The following is a 20,629-nucleotide window of genomic DNA, read 5'->3' on the forward strand; positions in this document are numbered from 1 at the left end:
TCTTACAGCAGCCCCTTCTCACGGATCAGCTTTAAAGCGCCTTCATCGGCCACAACCGTCACATCCGGGTGAAGCTGCAGGATAGATGCCGGCACGTTGGGCGTGATCGGTCCGTAGAGAGATTTGTAAAGGGCATCTGCCTTTGCCTCTCCGGTAGCGACCAGAAGGATCTTCTTTGCAGTCATGATGTTCTTGATACCCATGGTATACGCCTGCTTCGGCACATCATCCATAGTCTCAAAGAATCTTGCATTTGCCTTGATGGTGCTCTCTGTAAGGTCTACGCAATGAGTCTCTTTCTCAAAAGCTGCTCCCGGCTCATTGAATCCGATATGACCGTTTCCGCCGATTCCAAGCAGCTGCATGTCGATACCGCCTACGCTGCGGATGATCTCATTGTAATCCGCACAGGCTTTCTCACTGTCCTCTTCCAGTCCGTTTGGCACATAAGTTCTTGTCTTATCGATATTTACATGATCAAACAGATTTGTGTTCATAAAATAGCGATAGCTCTGATCGTTATCTCCGGAAAGTCCTTTGTATTCATCAAGATTTACGGATGTGATCTGTGAAAAGTCCAGATCTCCTTTTTTATACCACTCGATCAGCTGCTTGTACATTCCCACCGGTGTGGAGCCTGTAGCAAGTCCGAGAACAGCGTTTGGCTTCATGATGATCTGTGCAGACATGATGTTTGCCGCTTTTCTGCTTACGTCATAGTAATCTTTTCCTGTATAAATAATCATAATCTTTTCCCTTCTCCTTATGGTAAAAAAGAACAACCGGATAACTGAGATTCGCATATCTCCTGCTTTTCCTGTTGTTCTTTTTTTATTATTGATTAGTTTTTTACTCAGCCATCTCTACTTCGAGAACATAGTCTACCGGATCCGGAAGTACCGGGTCAGGTCCCAGATCAACGAATGCGATATCCGGGTAATCGCTGTGCATCCATGCATTGGAGATCGGCACCTCATGTCCGTCATCCAGTGCACGCACCTTCACGATCTTATCCTTATCAAATCCCAGAAGTGGAAGTGGTCCCAGTGTATTCTCATAAATATGCACATAGTATTTATTTCCGTTTCTGGTGATACGTCCGTAATCCGGCTTCGGAATGTTTTCAGCCGGTACACAGCCGTAGATACTGTCATGATTCTTATCCATCCAGCGGCCGATCTCAGCCAGGATCGCAGAAGATTCCTTCGGGAATTTACCTTTGGCATCCGGTCCTACGTTCAGGATCATGTTTCCACCCTTGGAAACACACTCTACCAGCTTCTTGATCAGCATGGAAGCCGGTTTGTAATAATGGTCGTTTGCACAGTATCCCCAGTTGTTGTTCATGGTGAAGCATGCTTCCCAGACCATTGGATTGCCTTCCTTATCGCAGATTCCTTCCGGCGGGATGATCTGCTCAGGGCTTACGAAATCGCCATGGTACGGTGTCGGATCACACTCATACAGGGATCCTCTTCCCTCTCCGCTGGCTTCCAGACGGTTATCGATGATAACCTGCGGCTGTAAGCTGCGCACCATGTTGATCAGCTTTGTTGCGCCCCATTTTTCCCCTCTCATATCGTCGTAGGAGAAATCAAACCAGATGATATCGATCTGTCCGTAGTTTGTACAAATCTCTTCTACCTGATTATACAGATATTCTGTATAACGTGAGAAATCACGGTTCTCATTTCCGCACTCTTTGTGGTTTCTCATCGGATGGATACGGTCTCCGTAATGCGGATAATCCGGATGATGCCAGTCAAGCAGTGTGAAATAAATTCCAACCTTAAGGCCTTCCTCACGAAGTGCCTCTACATATTCCTTGATCAGGTCTCTTCCTGCCGGTGTGTTTGTTACCTTGTAATCTGTGTATTTACTGTCAAATAAGCAGAAGCCGTCGTGATGCTTCGCTGTCAGGACTACATACTTCATACCTGCAGCCTTGGCCTCTTTTGCCCACTGCTTCGGGTTGTAGTCTCTTGCATCAAACTCTTTCATAAACGGAAGATATTCTTCCTCAGGTATTTCCTCTACACTTCGTACCCACTCGCCTCTTGCAGGGATAGAATATAATCCCCAGTGGATAAACATTCCAAAACGGGCATCCTGGTACCACTCCATACGTTTTTCATATTCTTTTCTGTCAAACTGATACATGATTTTTTCCTCCTGTTTAGATTAAAAGCATCAGCCTTTGATAGCTCCGGAAAGCATACCTTTTTCAATCTGTTTATGGAACACGATGTAAATGATAATCATCGGAATTACAGACATTACTACATATGCAAACTGGCTTCCGATCTCCTGTGTATGCGCGGAAGAGAAGTTCAGCATCGCACGTGAAACTGTGAAATATTTGGTATCTGTCATCAGGATCATGGAGAATACAAGTTCACTGTATCCATAGATGAATACGAAGATCGCCTCTGTTGCGATGATCGGCTTGCAGACAGGGAAAAGGATCTTCCACAGCAGCTGCCAGTTGTTACATCCATCAATGATCGCCGCCTCATCCAGGTTCCTGGAGATTCCATCCATGAATCCTGTATAAAGGAATATCGCCTGGGACATGCCAAACGCAACATAGATCAGGATCAGGAAGAACAGGTTGTTCTTTGCATTTAATGCTGTTGCAATGTTGTTGATCGGGATCAGTGTACAGTGAACCGGAACCATTACTCCGATCATAAAGAATACATATACCCATTTCAGGAATTTGTAATCTTTTCTTGATAAGATGTATGCTGCCATCATTCCGACTACAGTATTAAATACAGTTGTCAGAGTTGCTACAACCAGGGAGTTCTTGATGGTATTCAATGCATCCGCTGTTTTGTTTGCGCTGATATAGTTCTGGAACATAAGCTTCTTAGGTAAGCTCAGCAGGTTCAGGTAGATCTCTGAGTTTGTTTTGAAGGAAGCCATTACGGTCACTACTACCGGAAACAGTGTAACAACTGTCCACAGGATCGCGATAACGTACAGTGCTATCTTTCCTCCGTGCATTTTCTGTTTATTAGCTGTTTTTTCCATATTGTCTCTTCTCCTTCCGCCTACATTGCAAGATCTTTATCTTCACGGAACAAATGATTAGTTATAAGACTCAGTGCAACACCCAGTACTAACAGAATAACGCCGTATGCACTGCTTCGTCCAAACAGCTTATAGGAGAATCCCTGTGTATAAAGCATGATTGAAGGTGTGGAGCTGATATCGTTCGGGCCTCCTCTTGTCATCGCCCAGATAATATCGAATACTTTCAGACATCCTGTGATACACAAAATAGAGAATACCTTGAAGGAGTTTTTCATCAGAGGCAGGGTAATGTAACGAACTCTCTGCCATCCGGTAGCTCCATCCAGTGCTGCTGCCTCATTTAACTCATCCGGGATCGCCACCAGACCCGCTGCAAATATCAGCATGTTATATCCGGCATACATCCACTCATTTACCAGGATAACGATCCAAACGTTTACAGTCTTTATCGTCAGCACATCAGGGATCGTACCATGAAGGCCGAAAATATTTTCAATGGTATTAAAGATACCAAAGTTCGGATTTAACATAAATGTCCACATCAGGGCTACTGCTGTTGTTCCTAACATATTCGGAAGGAAGTAACAGGTTCTGAAGAATCCGGTTCCCTTGATCTTTGCAGTTACCAGCATTGCGAGACCAAATGAAAGCGGCATCAGGATAACGAAACCACCGATCATAAAGTACACGCTGTTGAGCATTGCATTCCAGAACAGCTTATCTGAAAAGATCTTCTGATAGTTCTCAAGTCCTACCCACTGCTTTGCTGCACCAAACATACCGTTCCATTTGCGGAATGATAAGCCTACGGTGTCAAAAACAGGGTAGATAACAAAAATAACAGTTATTAAAATTGCCGGAAGAAGGAACGCTAAAGAAAGCGTAAGATCTTTTTTGTCCAGCTTCTGTTTTACCTTTGGTACAGATTTACCTGCCATATGTATACCTCCGTAATAAACAAGGGGAAGCAGATGATGCTTCCCCCTGTTTCTCTTATCCACACATCATGCGTTCAGTCAAAATTCTCTTTATTCGTAAGCAGACATTTTGTCAACGATATCGTCTCCAACTTCCTGTGCACTTGCGCCTGTCGCTAATGCCTGAAGAGAATTACGGATTGTGTCCATAGCTGCTGTGTTGCTGTCATATGTAGGAATCTCAAGTTTAGACTCTGTATTCTCAGCCATGATCGCATTTACATCGTCAAGCAGATAGTTACCTGTATCGATTGTAACCTTCTCAGCATATGTTGTCGGGCTGGATTTGCACATTTCGTTGATGGAATCTACACTTGTAAGGTATTTGATGAATTTAACAGTTGCTGCGATTTCCTCATCACTCTTGTTTAATGTAGTGATGTAGTATGTATCAGAACCGCCACCCATCTCTACAGTCTTGTTTGCTTCGTCGATATAAGGAATTCTTGTAACACCGATCTTCTGAGCATCGAAGAGAGTTGTATCGGAGTCATTCTGGAAGTTACCGCAGTTCCATGTTCCGTCAACTGTGAATGCAGCTTTTCCTGCCTCGAACATATTTCTCTCTGTGTTGAAGTCTGTGCTGAGGATTCCGTCTCCCCAGTATCCTGCATCGATCATATCTTTCATCTTCTGATAGATTGCAACCATCTTCTCGCCGTTGTAAGCTTCTTTGTCGCTTGCAAGATCATCTGCGATGCTTGTTCCGTAAGCTTTCAGAGCAAGAGCACTCATCAGATGCTCGAAGTGATAGTTATCTTTGTCAGAGTAGTTGAATGGCTGGATTCCTGCATCTTTTAATTTCGCGCAGGCATCAACAAGATCATCCCAGGACTCCGGAACATCTACGCCAACCTGATCAAGGTAATCTTTGTTGTAGTAGAGGCAGAGCTGATAAGCGGACCACGGAATACCATAGGTTCCTTCAATGCCGTCAAACTGTGTTGTCTCCCATGCAAAATCCTGAACTCCCTCTTTCCATTCCGGATACTGCTCGAAGTATGGTGTCAGATCCAGTATATATCCTGCATCTACATACTCTCTTGTACGGCTTCCGCCATACTGAAGGAATGCGTTCGGTACATTACCGGAAGCGAAATCTGTTGTAAGCTTCTCTTCGTAATCAGACTCTGTAGAAATACTCTCATCTGTTACATGGATCTTTCCTTCGTTCTCTTTATTGAACTCTTCAAGAGCTTTGTAATACCATTTAGCCTGTCCGTCTGTATCAGATCCGTTGTTAAATCTGAATGCTACACGCAGCTCAACGTTTTCAAAATCCATACTCTCTACATCGTAGTTTGTGTCACCCTTTGCAAATACAGCGCTTCCTGTTACGCCTACTGTAGACATTGCTGTTACACCGGCGAGACACAGTGTTGCAACTTTTTTCATTCGTTTCTTCATGAATAAATCCTCCCTTAATATGATTTTATTTATATAGTTTACCCATTGATGCTCTTAAGTTAATCGATGATCGCCTCAAAGATCGGCTCCTCTTCCTCAAGCTCCAGGCATACACAGTAGTTCTTTGCTCCCTGAAGTTTCTCCGGAAGTTCAACCTCTACCATGGAGTTTCCTTCGCAGCACTTTAATGCGCGGCATGGAAGTTTCTCTCCCGTGCTTACCACATATGCACCTTTTAACTGGTTGCCGATGTTCAGCAGCTCTACACGATATCTCGGTGCAAGTACATGTACATAAAGTTTATGTGGTCTCTTGGTAAATTCAATGCTCGGAATCTCATACGGATAGATACCAACATTCTTGGTTCCGTAAATTGCTTCCGCATTCTCAGTCACGTATTTACCAACCTCATTCATAACCTCGACACAAGCTTCCGGAACAGTTCCGTCTGCCATTGGTCCTACGTTCAGCAGGTAATTTCCGCCTCTGCCGACGATCTTGAGAAGAAGGTTCAGGATATCATCCGGATTCTTCCAGTTTGTATCGTATTTATTGTAACCCCATGTGTCATTTACAGTTGCCGGTACTTCCCAGTCACCGTCGTATGGAAGACGTGGGATAAAGTTATCACCGGTGGTCATGTAATCGCCCTTCTGGTGTCCGATACGTCCGCTGATGATGCAGTCAGGCTTAATACCCTTAACCCAGTCTCTTAATTCCTGAGCCTCGTCTGCGGTCATTCCCATCGGAGTATCAAACCAGATCAGGGAAATATTATCGTAATTCTCAAGAAGCTCTTTTAACTGCGGCTTGCATTTCTCATCGAAGTATGTACGGAATTCCGGCTTCCACTCGTTCTTGTCTTCGTAATCCTTCTTATAGGCATTGTCATCATCCCAGTCCTGAGCCTGTGAATAATAGATACCCATAGTCATGTCATATTTCTTACAAGCATCGGAAAGCTCTCTTAAGATATCTCTTCCTGCAGCCTTCACTACATTAAAATCACTGACCTTGGAATCGTACATTGCGAATCCCTCGTGATGCTTGGAAGTAAGAACGATATATTTAACACCCCACTGCTCTTTCGCTCTTTTCACAAACATGTCCGCGTCAAATTTGTCCGGATGGAACTCATCTTTCAGCTTTCTGTAATCTTCCTTGTCAATGTTGAGATTGTTCTCGATCCACTCTGCAATACGGTCTGTCTTGGTGACCTCGCCGGTCTTCGGATCTTTCCATTCTCCTGCAAGGATGGAATAAAGTCCCCAATGGATGAATAATCCGTATTTGGCATCTTTATACCACTGCTGCTTTGTGTCTGCCATAACCTTCTCCTTGTTTCGTATAGCTGATTTTCTTGTTGCGTAAAACGTTTCGTTTTTTGTTAAGACTATCTTACCGCATCCGAAGCAGTTTTTCAAGTAAAATCATGGGTCAAAAATCATTTTTCCTATTTTTTATAATTATTCCATCTTGTTTTTGTGTATTTTTTCGTATCAGGTTTTGTTAAACGTTTCATTTTTATCAATTTTCTGTACAATACACTCGTTTTTTCTGATAGTTTATGTGTAAAAAATGCCTTATGTGTTGAGGCGTTTTCTTTTTCATGATATAATATGAGAATACTCTATTATCTGTAAATGTATCAGAACCGGAGGTTTTACATGAACGTTACGATCAATGATATCGCCCGTGCGACAGGCCTGTCCACCGCAACGATCTCAAAATATATAAACCACAAAAAAATACGGGAAGAAAATCGTATCATTATAGAAAAGGCAATTCAGGAGCTTGGATATACCCCAAACCGGAATGCCCAGCTTCTCCGTGCCAAAAACACACATACCATCGGTATCCTGATCTCAGATCTTGGTAATTATTTCTGGGGCGAGCTTGTCAATTCCATTATCAAGCATTTCACGGATCATGGTTATACAGTTATTGTCTGTTCTTTCTTTTTTGAACATCAGAAGGAGATCGATACGATACAGGATATTATCTCCCAGCACTTTGACGGAGTTATCATGCTCCCATCCTGCTGGCATGATGATCTGTACCAGCTTTTGCAAAATGCCAGCATACCGGTTGTAATGCTCGATCAGATTCCTGCTTCCATGAGACATTTTCCTGTAGACTGTGTTATTTCTGATAATTACAAAGGCGGTGCACTGCTGGCAGAGCACCTTTTGGAAAAAGGCCACACAAAGGTCTGGATCATGGAACAGTATCTGGACGCCTACACGATCGAGCAGCGGATTCAGGGCTTTGTGGATGTATACCAGAAAAATGGCATTGACCTTCTGAAACAGCAGGATTCTTTTCCCCCTGTTTCTTTTGGTTCCACTGCAGAAACCATCACCCAGAGCAACCTGCATTTCCAGAAGCTTATTGATTCTTCCGATCCCCCTACTGCTGTTTTTTTTGACTGCTATCTCTCCGCAATGGGTGGTTTAAGCGCTGCCAGCCAGGCACGGATTTCCGTTCCTCAGGATATTTCCTTTGTGTGCTTTGATGATGATCCGCTTTTCAAGACCATGAGTGCGACTATGACCTGTGTCTCACAGGATCTGACAAGCATGGGGAAACATGCTGTGGAATTACTTTTAAAAAGAATCCATGGAGACTATACGGATTTTCCAAAAATAGACATGCTGGATATTGTATTCCACCCGCGGCGCTCTGTAAAAGACCTATCCGGGCACAACAGTACAGCATCCGGAAAGGATTGATTTATGAGTGCAACCATCAAGGACATTGCCAAAGAAACCGGTCTGGCACTGGCCACCATTTCAAAATATATCAACGGCGGAACTGTACGGCCGCAAAACAAAAAGCAGATCGACGAAGCGATCCGGAAACTGAATTACGTTCCACGAAACACGGCCCGGGGACTTCGTTCCTCCAAGACATACCGTATCGGTCTGATATCCGCTCCTCCCAATAATCCGCATAATGCTTTTCTTCTGAGCAAAATAGAAAACACCATGCGTGCTCACGGTTATTCTCTCACATTTATGAGCGGCGACAAATATAAGGATCATGTCAATAAATTTATCCCCCATATGCTCCACTCAGGGATCGACGGTCTTATCATTTCTTCTTTCTGTCTGAGCAAGGACATCTGTTCTGCCGTGGAACATACCAAGATCCCTGTTGTGGAGCTGGAAGAGCATAGTCATTTCCACCGTACAGACTGTGTACAGACCAGCTGTACCTCCGGGGCCTATGAGATTGTGGAGCATCTGATAAAAATGGGGCATCAGAAGATCGCCCTTGTCACCGGTCCTCCTGCATCCTATACCGCATGCGAACGAAAAAAAGGATATCTCCGGGCACTGGAAGACTACAATATTCCTGTTAACCCCGATTATATCATCGCTGAAAATTATGCAAACGACTTTGGATATCAGGCAATGCAGAAATTATGGAATCTTCCGGAACGTCCGACTGCCGTATTTTCTGCGAACTACACACTATGCCTCGGTATTTATGAAGCGATCTACAGCCTTGGCATCCGTATCCCGGAAGACCTGTCTGTTGTCTCCTTTGATGATTTTGAACTGTCCATGCTGCTTTCTCCTCAGCTGACCGCTGTCCGTCAGCCGCTGGCCGGTCTGGCAGAGCAGGCCTGTGATCTGCTGCTTCGCAGAATGAACGGAGACTACTGCGATTTTCCAAGGACGATCCGCCTGAAGCCGGAATGCATTTACCGGGATTCTGTGCGTAATCTCTATTCTGATGGTAAGTAATGCAAAACAACTTTTATTACGGCAATTTCGGGAAGCACAACAGGCATTCTCATTCCGATCTGCTTTCATATTCTGAGCATCTGAACCACTGCAATAATTTCACAGCTTTCACAGGGGCACAGACCGTCACCGACACAGTCGATGATACGGTCTGTGTTCCTTCTGTATATATCCGATATATCTGTCACATCAGTCTCAACAGCATATCTCCGGTTCCCACATTGTATCCACTGGTTGCATAAATCCCATTCAGGCTTTTGTTTGTCACAATGATCAGCGGAAGCTTATCCGGATCTACGTACATTCTTCTTCCCAGTGTATTGATGATCTCTGAAAAATCATCATATAAGATCTGGACATTTCCAAGCTTGCCAAGTGCTCTTGAAAGGGTAGGTGTCTCCAGCGCTTTTTTGCTTTTTACTACAAAAATGATTCTCTTCGCATATCGGGAAAAGGCTTCTTCCTGCTCCATCATCTCATTTAAGATATGCTCCGTCGGTTCTTTCTCCTCTTCCAGAAACGCCAGGATATGCTTCCCATCTGCCGTCAGTTCTGACGCCTTCACGGTGCTTCCATCCTCTTTTCTGAGAGTAAATTCCGGTATGGAAATATTCTCCAGCATATCTTCCAGGTTTGCATTCCGAAATGCCAGCTCCACCCTCTTCATTTCTCCGATCTGAATCTCAAAATAATACTCCGCGGCAAATATATTTCCATTTGGCAGTCTGTTTGAGGTAAGGATCCTGTAATTTCCCGCTTCCAGTGGCAGCTTCATCATCTGATCTCTGAAATTTTCGGCTTCCAGCTTCAGTGTGCTGTATTTTCCGGCTTCCAGCTTTGCGATACTCCAGTTCTGGAAATATTTCCACTGTGTATCCTCACTTGCCTTCAGAAGGATCGATGCGTTTTTCTCCGTTTCCGCAGATACCGGGATGAATTTTCCGTTTTTCATATACTCCATGGAACGGTCATGAGGGTTCAGGCGTGCCGGAATTCCCAGTGTTCTCGCCATTGCCACAAAAAGGATCTTCTTTGACAGAAGGCTTCCTGTTCCCGTTTTCAGACATCCGGCCGGCGTGGTGATCACACTGCTGCGTTCTTTCTCCGGGCTGGAAATGATCTTATCCTCAATCCATTTCCAGATCTTTGCCGGATCCTTTTGCAGCATATTTTTCTCTTCTTCCGACAGCTGCTCAAGGATCGCTTTTCTGTATTTCTGTAAAACTTCATCGTCAACTCTCGGGTTCAGTACATATGGTACAAAAATATCTGCATCCATGTTTTTTTCATACGGTAATGCAAATTTCAGATGCTCCTCCAGGACCTGGCTGATGCAGTCTGTTCTGTCTTTCTCTGTGAGGACTTCAAGGAGTTTTTTTCTCATTGAAGAATCTCCGGTTTCTTTTTCCAGGAATTTCCGGCACTCCGGATTGCTCAGGTTTCTTACCTTCTGTTCCCTGTAAGCGTTTGCCTCTGCCAGACGTCTGCTGCCTCTTTCCTTCTGCTCCGGTGTCGGCATATCTTTATTTACAGGCGCATCATGAGGTGCGATCATATCGTTCTCCGCCCACTCCTCATAAAAAATACCCTTTTCCTTTCCCACGGGCATCAGGCAGATCTCACAACAATCCTCTGTTTTTGTATCCATGCTGTTTTCTGCATGCAGCCATTCTCCATCTGCATACATCCTTGCAGAAATATGGATACTTCCAAGCCCTGTTGTCAGGCTGACTTTTCCCAGACTGTCGGTTTTCAGTTCTGCGATCGGAGCATATTCCGAATAATTCAGCACCTCAAAAGAAACTTCTGCACCTTCTGCCGGTTTTCCATGTGAATCCTTTACAGACACAGTGATCTCTTTTGTCAGCGCATATCGTTTCAGCTCGTTGAGCATAGTCACCATACCATCTTTGCCGATCACTTCTCCCTCCGGGATCATGGTATCAAAAACTCTTGAATGGACCATCATGGCCCTTGAGGAGGCATTGGTAAACCATCCCTTATTCAGGATCTCCTCCGGCTCACAGGCTCCCAGAAAATACCAGCTTCCATCGCACCAGATTTCCACCCAGGCATGATTGTCATCACAATGAGACCACTTTGGTGCATATACCTGACGGGCAGGTACACCAACACTTCTCAGTGCATTAACGGTAAATACAGATTCCTCTCCGCATCTTCCGTTTCCTCTGCGGTATACGGCAAGTGCAGACAGGGTACGATCATCTGTACAATGATAGGTAGCCTCCTGTGCACACCAGTAGTTCACCTCCAGGGCAGCTTCTCTGAAGCTCATTCCCTCAGTTCTCTCTCCGATCTCCCTGCGGAAAAATGTACGGCAGGGTGCGATCTCCTCCTCATTTACTCTGTGAAACAGCACATAATTCAAAAAGATCTCTTCCGGCAGCTCTGCCACCCCGGAGTTTTCCTTCCATAAATGTACGCCATTTTCCGCATAATCCAGAAATACTTCAAACGCGTAATTTCCGATATCACTGTATGGCATGAACGCATATAAATATTTGCACGCCAGAGCCACTTCGTCTGTGCATTCCGCAAGCTTTTTATCAATATCCGCAAAAGCCTGCGGTAACCCCATCACCTGCTCCCGATATTTTTTTTCGATCCGATCACGGTTTTCTTTCAGAAAAATCTTCCCCTCAGCCATTATAATTCCTCCAGAACTTTCTTTGCAGCACGAACATTTTCAATATCTGTACGCCATATCTCATATTCACTGAATGTCGGAAGTCCCATATTGACACCTTCCTTGCGAAACTGCATCGCACTGTCCGTTACAACCTTGCCGCTCATATGATAAGCCTTGATCCCGGTAAGGGGATAAAGCTGGCGGATCACTTCCGCACCGACGCCACTCCCCGCCTGGATGGTAATACGCCCCCGGCTCCTGGTTTCCAGTTCCTTCAGAAGCTCCGCGCCCTGAAGGCAGGTATTCTTCTGTCCGGAGGTAAGGATAGTATCGATTCCCAGCGAGATCGCCTGTTCCATAACCTCGATCGGATCTGCACACACATCAAAAGCCCTGTGCAGCGTAACAGACATATCTCCCGCAGCATCCATCAGTTCTTTCATCTGTTCCATATTCAAGGTGCCATCCGGTTTCAGGATACCTACCACAACACCCTCCGCTCCCATTTTGCGGAAATCCTTTACCGCATTCCTTATCATGGAAAATTCCGCATCTGTATAACAGAAATCTCCAAACCGCGGACGGATCAACGCATGGATCCTGATATCTGAACGCTTCCTTATTTCCTCAAAAAGCCATGGGCCGGGAGTTGTCCCCCCGATGATCAGATTGCTGCAAAGCTCCAGTCTATCCGCACCACCCTCGGCTGCTGCCATGGCGGATTCCACAGAATCCACACAGGTTTCCAGAATATAGTCTTTCATGTAAAAATCCCCCTTTGTTACTGTCTGCTCAGAGTAATTTCACTCCGGCATTCCTCAATGTATTCACAATGGTATCATCCGGAAATTCATCGGTAATGATCCCGCTGATATCATCAAAATGTGTATATTTATAAGATTCGTTAAAATAAAACTTCTCTCTCTCCATAACCACATATTTATGTCTGCTGCTCTGAACTGCCGCCTTCTTGGTCAGCCCATCCACCACTCCGGATGTGGTGACTGCAAGATCTGTCATATCCACGCCACAGCTTCCCAAAAAGGCCCGGTCAAAGCTGTACTGCTTGATCACCTCAATGGCCGCAGCTCCCATAAATCCATTCACCGAACGGTACATAGTTCCCCCTGTGCCTATGGCCGTGATGGACGGATTCGCAGCAAGGATCTGCAGGATATCGATCATATTGCTGATAACCACAACATGCATGCCCGACGAAGCGATAAGTCTTGCCAGCTCTATATTTGTAGTGGAAACATCCAGAAAGATCGTTTCGTTATTTTTGATCAGCTTGAAGGCTTTCGCAGCAATCACTTTCTTCTTATCAAGATTGTACATACGCCTGTCTACTACGTTTCTCTCCAGAGGATACTCCTGTGACAGGATTGCTCCGCCGTAAGTCCTCTTTAATCTGCCTGCATTTTCAAGGATCTTGAGATCCTTGCGGATACAGTCCTCCGTAACCTGAAACATCTCACTTAATTCTTTGACTCTGACTTTTCCTTTTTCACGGAGACATTTCTCTATTGCATTCTGTCGTTCTTCTGTAAACATGATCCTATCTCCTCATTCCTGATTTTTCTGTGATAAAAGTTCCAGGAATCAATGCTCCGCAAAACAATATCCGGCGCATTGGTCCCTGGAAAGCCTGTGATTTCAGTATAACAGTTCGGCATCTTACTGTCAATTATTTAGTATTATTTTTTATTGTTTTAGCGTATTTTGATCAAATCATCTGCACATATATTCATCCAGCTCTCTGATAAATTTCTCCGGCATCTTTCTCTCAAACGGGAAAACCTCCGCATTCCCAAGCGCATCCGCAATGCATCCCAGAAGGATCGCACTTCTCTCCAGCGACCAGGCAGACAGCAGATCAATAGTATCATAACGGGTATGCATGCCAAAACCATCCCGGTTCAGAGTCATGGCCGGAATTCCCTTCCAGGCAAAAGAATTGGAATCACTTCCCCAGATCTGATTCTTGACAGACGCTCCGATCCCTGCTCCGTCAGCAACCTCAAGAAGCTTATCACAAACTGAAGTCTCTCCCGTCACTCCCAGAACATTTCCTCCGATCAGCTGCCCGGCCAGATCTACATTCATATTAAAACGATGCGCTCCAAGCTCGCTCTCATGAACTCTGATGTAATCCCGGCTGCCCAGCAAGCCCTTCTCCTCAGCACCAAACCACACAAACTCCATAGTCCTGCGCGGTCTGTACTGCTGAAAATATCTGCAAAGCTCCATGATAATCGCCGCCCCGGACATATTATCATAGGCCCCCGGTCCCTCCGGCACCGAATCATAATGCGCAGTGATCGTTAAGATCTCATCTTTCTTATCCGTTCCCTCAATCCTTGACACTACATTTCGGGATGTACATGCTGTCACTTCCTGTTCTACAGCCAGGCACACCACAGCTGCACCCTCCGTCACCAGCTCCACTGCATCCTTATAATGAAGATTCGCCCCCGGAATCCTGCCACTATATTTTTCCTGCATCTTGTGAATATCCTCTGCAGACTCCGACAATCCTTCTGTCTCTTCTGCCGCATCCCCCGGAAAGATCGTCGGCAGGCTGCGCTGACAGGGAACCCTGTCCACTCCTTCATCCAGCGGAGACCCCTCCACACTGATAAAACCAACAACTCCGGCGCTCACCAGTCTCTGATACACATCACCACTCACCCGGCCGTTCACCATAACGATCTTGCCCTTCGCCCGGGAAAGGCTGACAGCATCCCCGTTCTCTACATACAAAAAAGGGGCTTTCAGACCTTCTTCTCCAGTATTTCCACATCTTCCATACCCGGTCACCACATACTCCTTCTGATAAGGCTCCATAACCTTAAGCACTGCTCTGTTGATCCGAAAGCCCCAGAAATCAAACTCCTCCATCCAATTCTTCGCTCCGAAGCTGTCCAAAGTATCCCGGATCATCTTCGCCGCCTTCACTTCCCCCGCAGTACCCGCTTCTCTGACAAAATCAAACCCGGCCAGAAACTCCATCTGCCGCCTACCGCTGAACTCTTTTGTATTCATACCCCACAACCTTTCTGAATTTTTCTGAGTAGTACAGCGAAAATTAAGTTTCTGCTATATTGACGCAGGATGATTTCTTCATCTGCAAGGCGGAGGAATGAGGCGTAGCGGTGGCTACGACGATTGACGACAACGCAGCAGATGAAAAATCAGACAAGTCAATATGGCGGTTACTTAATATTCGCTGTACCAGATTATACACTATTTTTCTGCAAAAAAACTGCCTGCAGCTATTTTTCAGCCTATCCGGCCAGAAAATCTCCTCAGACAGTTTATATTTCATATCAGTAAATCATTTATATCTATATCCTAAGCCACAAACGTACCGACAGCAGCCGGAGCCCGGTAATCATAGTCGGAAACCTTGATCCCTGTAGCCGCTGTACTGGCGTGAACGATCTTGCCATCACCAATATAAAGAGCCACATGATCAATGCCGCCATCACCATAAAAAACCAGATCACCAGCCTCAATATCCGCAACACTCTTCTTCTCAGAAGCCGCACACTGAGCCGCAGCAACACGAGGAAGCTCATACCCAAACTCCGCAAACACAGACATCACAAATCCGGAGCAATCTGCCCCGTTAGTCAGACTCGTACCACCATAAACATAAGGATTCCCCACAAACTGCAGCGCAAAATCCACAATCCCCTGCCGCTTCTCCAGACGCGCCTCCTCAGCAGCCTTACGCTCCTCTTCCGCCTTACGCGCAGCCTCAGCAGCCGCTTCAGCCTCAAGCCTCTCCTGTGCGATCACCTCAGCCTCAGCCTTCGCCTCCTGATACCCCTGAACCTCAGAAACCGTCTTATCCGCCAGAGCGCTGGCAAAAGCAGAAATAGAATCCGCATCATCCGAGAAATCATCCTCAATAGAAAGCTCCTCCACATCCCCATCAGACACAGCACTGACATCATCCACATCCGCAAAAACAACAGAAGGAACCACACCCACAAGAACAACGCTCAAAACAACAGCAGCAAATTTCTTATAAAACATAAACAATAAAACTCCTCTCAGAAAACCACGCAGCAGCACCCACCCATTCAGGCAGACATTCACAATTCACTTCGCCACGCTCCTCGCTCACTAATTTGTTACAATTTTATTAATTTTGTTACGCAAGTGTGTATCCTACCATAAAAATCCCCACCTGTCAAACCCTTTCACAAAACCTTCACACACCAATCAGCCATCCAGCGCAGCGACGATGGCTCATCCCTCACCTTCAGGCCACAGGAAACTCAGCCTTTCCTCCCAACCATCCAGCGCAGCGCTGATGGCTCATCCCTCACCTTCAGACCACAGGAAACTCAGCCTTTCCTCCCAACCATTCAGCGCAGCGCTGATGGCTCATCCCTCACCTTCAGACCACAGGAAACTCAGCCTTTCCTCCCAGCCATCCAGCGCAGCGTTGATGGCTCATCCAACTCCCGGGAATCCACTCAATCCTCCAGCCCTCATCAATCCCCACTTCCGCCAGTCGCCCCACACCCCCACCACTATCTCCCGCCCGGAACCGAACAGCCGGGGAGACGGGTGCCGGTTTGCTACGACTCTGCAGGAGGGGAGCTGATTCTTGGCTGGCGGAAATCTGCGTTGTTTTTAAAAAGTTCGCTGTCTGAGCGGCAGCAAGCCGCGAGTTCGGACTTTTTAAAAACGGTTTTAGCAGAATTCCGGCAACCTAGAAGCAGCCCCCGACGAAGCCCGGAGCAAACCGGCACCCGTCTCCCAGGCGTCCGTCATCCGCCATCCGTCATCCACCACAAAAAAAGAGCGCTCCCGCAGCCCATCCAGCCCACAAAGAACGCTCTCCTAATTTCCATCAGCTTACAATCATACACGATCACCTGCGATCAGCATACAATCCCATACGATCGCATCAAATATAACTCATAAACCCCTTCCCAATAACCTCACTACTCTTAGTAACCATCAAAAACGCCTGCGGATCCACCTCATCAATAAACCTCTGCAGCAGCACCGCCTGCCTCACATCAACAACCGTCAGAATAATCTTCTTATCCTTATGCGAATAAACACCCTCCCCATGATAAACCGTAGCACTCCGATCCAACCCATTCATAATAAACTCACAGATCTCATCCGGTTTACTGGAAATGATCGTAAAATACTTATTCAGCTTCATCCTCTCAATAGACTTATCGATCAGCAACGTCTTAGCTATAAGCCCCAGTACAGAACAAAGCCCCGTAGTAAGATCAAACACCATAAACGAAACAACAACGATCACACAATCCACTGCAAACAATGCACCCGAAATATTCATCGTAGAATACTTCTTAATGATCATCGCCACAATATCCGTGCCACCACCCGAAGCATTCTCAAAAAACAGCAGCGCCGCAGCCAACGCCGGCAAAATGATCGCAAAGCAAAGCTCCAGCATAATATTCCCCGTCAGCGCCCTGTCCATAGGAAAAACCTTCTCAAACACATTCAGAAGCAAAGAAGAAACAACCGTAACATAAGCCGTCTTCACTCCAAAATCCCGGCCAAGAACAATAAACCCGATCACCAGCAAAATCAGATTGATCACCAGATTGATCTGCGCAGACGTCATCGGAATAAAATGCGAAAACACAACCGCCATACCCGAAACACCACCAAAGGAAAAATTATTCGGAAACTTAAATACATAAATCCCCACATCCATCAGAACAACAGCAAATGTGATAATGATGTACTCCATCACACGCTTTGGTATCAGATTTTTCATTAAAAATTACCCTCCTGATCTCCTCAAATAATTTTCACCGGTAACTGCCAGGCAAAACCAGCAATCCCCGCATCCTCTTCGTTTATCATACCTTATATCACCAAAAATGAAAATAAAAAAGACAGAGAAAAATACATTTCCCTGTCCCTTATATCAACGATCACGATCAACCACAGCTCACAGCCCGAAAAACCTCTCCAGAAATTCCGCCACACCATCATGATCATTATCTCCGGTCACCTCATTAGCTGCATCCTTTACATACTGTTTGGAATTGCCCATAGCAACACCGATACCTGCACCCTCCAGCATTTCCAGATCATTTTCATTATCTCCGAAAGCGATCACATGCATCCGGTCAATACCAAGCTTTGTGCGAAGCATGGCAAGACCCACACCCTTGTCCACGCCTGCTGCATTAAACTCCGCATTGCCGCTGATGGAAGTAGTCACTGCCACATCATCCAGATCCTTCCATTTCTCACGAAGTGCCCTGCTGTTCTCCATATCATCAAAATAAATATTAACCTTCTCTGCCTGATCCAGAATATCTTTCTGCTGATAAAAATCCTTAACATATACATGTCTGCTGAGGAAATAATCTACAAAAGTTTTTTCCAGCAGATCTTTATCCACTACAGATGCCACATAATCTCTGGCATCCACATCAGAATAGGCGATTCCGTTTGCATAAGCCTCTGCGATCCAGCCTTTTGCGCCGCTGTTTTCCACATCCTTCAGGATTTTACTTACCATTCCTTTTGGCATGGTTTTTCTCCAGATCATCTCATTTTTATCGTAATCCCAGACAACACAGCCGTTTTCCACGATTCCCCATTTCACACCCCGGAGCACAGAAAACTCCTGAGGGATCAGCTCTCTGGTCCTTCCGGTTGCCGGCACCACATAATGTCCGTCATCGATCAGACGCTGCAGAACATTTCTGTTCCTTTCAGAAATCTTATTCTCGCTGTTCAGAAGAGTTCCGTCCATATCCACTGCAATGATATATTTTTCCATAAATTCCTCCTGTTTGTCTTTTCCCCACAGGCAAAAAGCGTATCTGCACTGCACCCGGATATCCTTTGGCAGTACAGATACGCACAAATACTCATACCTGCTCTCTGTAAAGCGGAGACTTTTCTTCCACTTTACTACTACATATACAACAGCTCAGGAATTACCGGATCCTCATCATAAACGCCTCGTACGGTCTTAAGTCCGCTTTGATTCCTGTTCTGTCCTTATAGTTTGCAATCTTAATATCCTCTTTATCGGACACATATTTCGCAAGACCTTCTGTACTTACCGTATCCTCAGAAAGGTTTGCCACCACGATCCACTGCTCTTTGTCGGAAGTTCTTAAATATGCAAAGATCTTCTCATCTTCCGGAAGAAGGAGCTGATAGTCACCTTCTGTGAGAAGCTCTTCCTCATGACGAAGACAGATCAGATCCTTATAATAATAAAACACGGAATCATTTTTTTCCAGAGCTTTTTTTACATTGATCTCCTGGTAACGATCAGAAAGGCGGAACCATGGCTTACCGGTCGTAAATCCTGCATTTTCGCTGTCATCCCACTGCATCGGAACCCTGGCATTGTCACGACTCTTGTTCCATACTGCCTTGCGGAAATCATCCTCAGAGATGGTTTTGTTCTTAATAACAAGATCCTGGTATGCGTTACGCACCTCGATATCCTCGTATTCATCCAGCGGGAACTGTACATTTGTCATACCGATCTCCTCACCCTGATATACATAAGGAGTTCCCTGCATGCCGTGGAGAACAGTAGCGTAAGCCTTTGCGCATTCCTCACGGTAAGTGGTATCATTTCCCCATCTGGAGATCACACGTGGCTGGTCATGGTTTTCGAAGTACAGAGCATTCCAGCCCTTCCCATAAAGCTTGTTCTGCCACTGGGTCATCACACGTTTCAGCTCTCGGAGATCAAAAGGTTTCAGCGCCCACTTGCGGTTTACAGAACCCGGAATACGGTCGATGTTCATATGCTCAAATGTGAAGATCATATTCAGTTCCTCACGCTCCGGATCTGTAAACAGTCTTGCAACCTCCGGTGTGGAGCCCGGCGCCTCACCTACCGTCATACAGTCATATTTTGAAAGCACCTCCCGGTTCATCTCATGGATAAACTCATGAAGTCTTGGTCCGTTGCTGTGATATTTTCCTGTATAATACTTGCGGCCATCCGTTTTCGGGTAATCCGGGAAGGACTGATCCTTGGAGATAGATGCGATCACATCCATGCGCCATCCGTCAGCACCTTTGTCCATCCAGAACTTCATCAGATCATAGATTTCCTTACGGACGGCTTCATTTTCCCAGTTGAGGTCCGGCTGCTTTCTGCTGTAAAAATGAAGGTAATACTGGCCGCGCTCTTCTTCATATTCCCAGGCACTTCCGCAGAAGCTGGAGCCCCAGTTGTTTGGCTCACTGCCGTCTGCTTTCGGATCCTTCCAGATATAATAATCATTGTATTTGTTGTCTTTTGACTTCCGGCTTTCCACAAACCATGCATGCTCATCGGAAGTATGGTTGACAACAAGATCCAGAACGATCCTGATACCAAGCTCATGAGCTTTTCCGATCAGCTCATCCATATCCTCGTTACTTCCGAAACCCGCGTAGATTTTACGGTAATCACTGATATCGTAACCGTTGTCGTCCTGTGGGGAGTCAAAAACAGGGCTGAGCCAGATCACATCGATCCCAAGGTTCTGAAGGTAGGGGAGCTTTTCAATAATACCCTTGAGATCGCCGAAGCCGTCTCCGTTGGAGTCCTTAAAGCTTCTTGGATAAATCTGATATACAACGGAATTCTTCCACCAATCTTTCATTTCTTATGTCTCCTTTATTTTGCATTGAGCAGATATTTATAATCCGTATTTGCCGCTTATTTATATCCCGTCAGATACTCTTCAACTGCCCTTTTTACGATCAGTTATTTTAATATAACTTTTTTTCAGGTTTTTTATAGGCGGACCACCCGAGGTCCG

General features: G+C 45.6%; 16 protein-coding genes. 2 read left to right on the top strand and 14 right to left on the bottom strand.

The annotated features are described in order from the left end of the window. Positions 1-2: 2 nt before the first annotated feature. The 6 genes from nagB to MUB50_RS09110 all read right to left on the bottom strand — a co-directional run bounded on the left by nagB (position 3) and on the right by MUB50_RS09110 (position 6,847). Positions 3-746 (bottom strand): glucosamine-6-phosphate deaminase, encoded by a 744-nt coding sequence (gene nagB, locus MUB50_RS09085; RefSeq protein WP_118625170.1) that lies wholly within the window; start codon positions 744-746, stop codon positions 3-5. 103 nt (positions 747-849) lie between these two features. Next, positions 850-2,160 carry an alpha-L-fucosidase gene (locus tag MUB50_RS09090; RefSeq protein ID WP_021653144.1) on the bottom strand — a complete coding sequence of 437 codons (1,311 nt, stop codon included), beginning with the start codon at positions 2,158-2,160 and terminating at the stop codon, positions 850-852. Between the two features lie 30 nt (positions 2,161-2,190). Continuing rightward, on the bottom strand, positions 2,191-3,036 hold the full coding sequence (locus MUB50_RS09095) for a carbohydrate ABC transporter permease (RefSeq protein ID WP_227752335.1): 846 nt from the start codon (positions 3,034-3,036) through the stop codon (positions 2,191-2,193). Positions 3,037-3,056: 20 nt separating this feature from the next. Beyond that, positions 3,057-3,977, bottom strand: a complete 921-nt coding sequence (locus tag MUB50_RS09100) for a carbohydrate ABC transporter permease (RefSeq protein ID WP_118170019.1) — start codon at positions 3,975-3,977, stop codon at positions 3,057-3,059. 90 nt (positions 3,978-4,067) lie between these two features. Further along, entirely contained in the window at positions 4,068-5,423 is a 1,356-nt protein-coding gene (locus tag MUB50_RS09105; RefSeq protein ID WP_118625168.1) for an ABC transporter substrate-binding protein, read from the bottom strand. A 59-nt stretch (positions 5,424-5,482) separates the two neighbouring features. Then, on the bottom strand, positions 5,483-6,847 hold the full coding sequence (locus MUB50_RS09110) for an alpha-L-fucosidase (protein ID WP_270427413.1): 1,365 nt from the start codon (positions 6,845-6,847) through the stop codon (positions 5,483-5,485). Positions 6,848-7,090: 243 nt separating this feature from the next. Here MUB50_RS09110 and MUB50_RS09115 point away from each other — a divergent pair, with 243 nt between their 5' ends. Beyond that, positions 7,091-8,155: a LacI family DNA-binding transcriptional regulator gene (locus MUB50_RS09115; RefSeq protein ID WP_118625164.1), complete on the top strand. Its 1,065-nt coding sequence runs from the start codon at positions 7,091-7,093 to the stop codon at positions 8,153-8,155. A gap of 3 nt (positions 8,156-8,158) precedes the next feature. Next, positions 8,159-9,175 (top strand): LacI family DNA-binding transcriptional regulator, encoded by a 1,017-nt coding sequence (locus MUB50_RS09120; RefSeq protein WP_118625162.1) that lies wholly within the window; start codon positions 8,159-8,161, stop codon positions 9,173-9,175. 184 nt (positions 9,176-9,359) lie between these two features. Here MUB50_RS09120 and MUB50_RS09125 read toward each other — a convergent pair whose 3' ends face one another. The 8 genes from MUB50_RS09125 to MUB50_RS09160 form a co-directional block, all read right to left on the bottom strand. Then, positions 9,360-11,843 carry a transglutaminase domain-containing protein gene (locus MUB50_RS09125; RefSeq protein WP_244791049.1) on the bottom strand — a complete coding sequence of 828 codons (2,484 nt, stop codon included), beginning with the start codon at positions 11,841-11,843 and terminating at the stop codon, positions 9,360-9,362. After that, entirely contained in the window at positions 11,843-12,589 is a 747-nt protein-coding gene (locus MUB50_RS09130; protein WP_244791050.1) for a copper homeostasis protein CutC, read from the bottom strand. The genes MUB50_RS09125 and MUB50_RS09130 overlap by 1 nt, the downstream gene beginning before the upstream one ends. Positions 12,590-12,617: 28 nt before the next feature. Beyond that, on the bottom strand, positions 12,618-13,379 hold the full coding sequence (locus MUB50_RS09135; RefSeq protein ID WP_244791052.1) for a DeoR/GlpR family DNA-binding transcription regulator: 762 nt from the start codon (positions 13,377-13,379) through the stop codon (positions 12,618-12,620). A 177-nt stretch (positions 13,380-13,556) separates the two neighbouring features. Continuing rightward, on the bottom strand, positions 13,557-14,870 hold the full coding sequence (locus tag MUB50_RS09140) for a M28 family metallopeptidase (RefSeq protein WP_173754100.1): 1,314 nt from the start codon (positions 14,868-14,870) through the stop codon (positions 13,557-13,559). A gap of 309 nt (positions 14,871-15,179) precedes the next feature. Further along, entirely contained in the window at positions 15,180-15,869 is a 690-nt protein-coding gene (locus tag MUB50_RS09145) for a C40 family peptidase (protein WP_118515854.1), read from the bottom strand. A gap of 883 nt (positions 15,870-16,752) precedes the next feature. Next, positions 16,753-17,610 carry a YitT family protein gene (locus MUB50_RS09150; RefSeq protein ID WP_118625148.1) on the bottom strand — a complete coding sequence of 286 codons (858 nt, stop codon included), beginning with the start codon at positions 17,608-17,610 and terminating at the stop codon, positions 16,753-16,755. Between the two features lie 177 nt (positions 17,611-17,787). Then, positions 17,788-18,630, bottom strand: a complete 843-nt coding sequence (locus tag MUB50_RS09155) for a Cof-type HAD-IIB family hydrolase (RefSeq protein WP_244791054.1) — start codon at positions 18,628-18,630, stop codon at positions 17,788-17,790. Positions 18,631-18,790: 160 nt separating this feature from the next. Continuing rightward, a complete protein-coding gene (locus MUB50_RS09160) occupies positions 18,791-20,470 on the bottom strand; it encodes a glycoside hydrolase family 13 protein (protein ID WP_244791056.1) in 1,680 nt (559 codons plus the stop codon). Positions 20,471-20,629 lie beyond the last annotated feature (159 nt).

The organism is Blautia sp. NSJ-140, assembly GCF_022868965.1.
GTDB lineage: Bacteria > Bacillota > Clostridia > Lachnospirales > Lachnospiraceae > Blautia_A.

Coding starts and splice junctions, on each gene's coding strand:
- nagB (WP_118625170.1), bottom strand. CDS start 746: ATGATTATTTATACAGGAAAAGATTACTATGACGTAAGCAGAAAAGCG.
- MUB50_RS09090 (WP_021653144.1), bottom strand. CDS start 2,160: ATGTATCAGTTTGACAGAAAAGAATATGAAAAACGTATGGAGTGGTAC.
- MUB50_RS09095 (WP_227752335.1), bottom strand. CDS start 3,036: ATGGAAAAAACAGCTAATAAACAGAAAATGCACGGAGGAAAGATAGCA.
- MUB50_RS09100 (WP_118170019.1), bottom strand. CDS start 3,977: ATGGCAGGTAAATCTGTACCAAAGGTAAAACAGAAGCTGGACAAAAAA.
- MUB50_RS09105 (WP_118625168.1), bottom strand. CDS start 5,423: ATGAAGAAACGAATGAAAAAAGTTGCAACACTGTGTCTCGCCGGTGTA.
- MUB50_RS09115 (WP_118625164.1), top strand. CDS start 7,091: ATGAACGTTACGATCAATGATATCGCCCGTGCGACAGGCCTGTCCACC.
- MUB50_RS09120 (WP_118625162.1), top strand. CDS start 8,159: ATGAGTGCAACCATCAAGGACATTGCCAAAGAAACCGGTCTGGCACTG.
- MUB50_RS09125 (WP_244791049.1), bottom strand. CDS start 11,843: ATGGCTGAGGGGAAGATTTTTCTGAAAGAAAACCGTGATCGGATCGAA.
- MUB50_RS09130 (WP_244791050.1), bottom strand. CDS start 12,589: ATGAAAGACTATATTCTGGAAACCTGTGTGGATTCTGTGGAATCCGCC.
- MUB50_RS09135 (WP_244791052.1), bottom strand. CDS start 13,379: ATGTTTACAGAAGAACGACAGAATGCAATAGAGAAATGTCTCCGTGAA.
- MUB50_RS09140 (WP_173754100.1), bottom strand. CDS start 14,870: ATGAATACAAAAGAGTTCAGCGGTAGGCGGCAGATGGAGTTTCTGGCC.
- MUB50_RS09145 (WP_118515854.1), bottom strand. CDS start 15,869: ATGTTTTATAAGAAATTTGCTGCTGTTGTTTTGAGCGTTGTTCTTGTG.
- MUB50_RS09150 (WP_118625148.1), bottom strand. CDS start 17,610: ATGAAAAATCTGATACCAAAGCGTGTGATGGAGTACATCATTATCACA.
- MUB50_RS09155 (WP_244791054.1), bottom strand. CDS start 18,630: ATGGAAAAATATATCATTGCAGTGGATATGGACGGAACTCTTCTGAAC.
- MUB50_RS09160 (WP_244791056.1), bottom strand. CDS start 20,470: ATGAAAGATTGGTGGAAGAATTCCGTTGTATATCAGATTTATCCAAGA.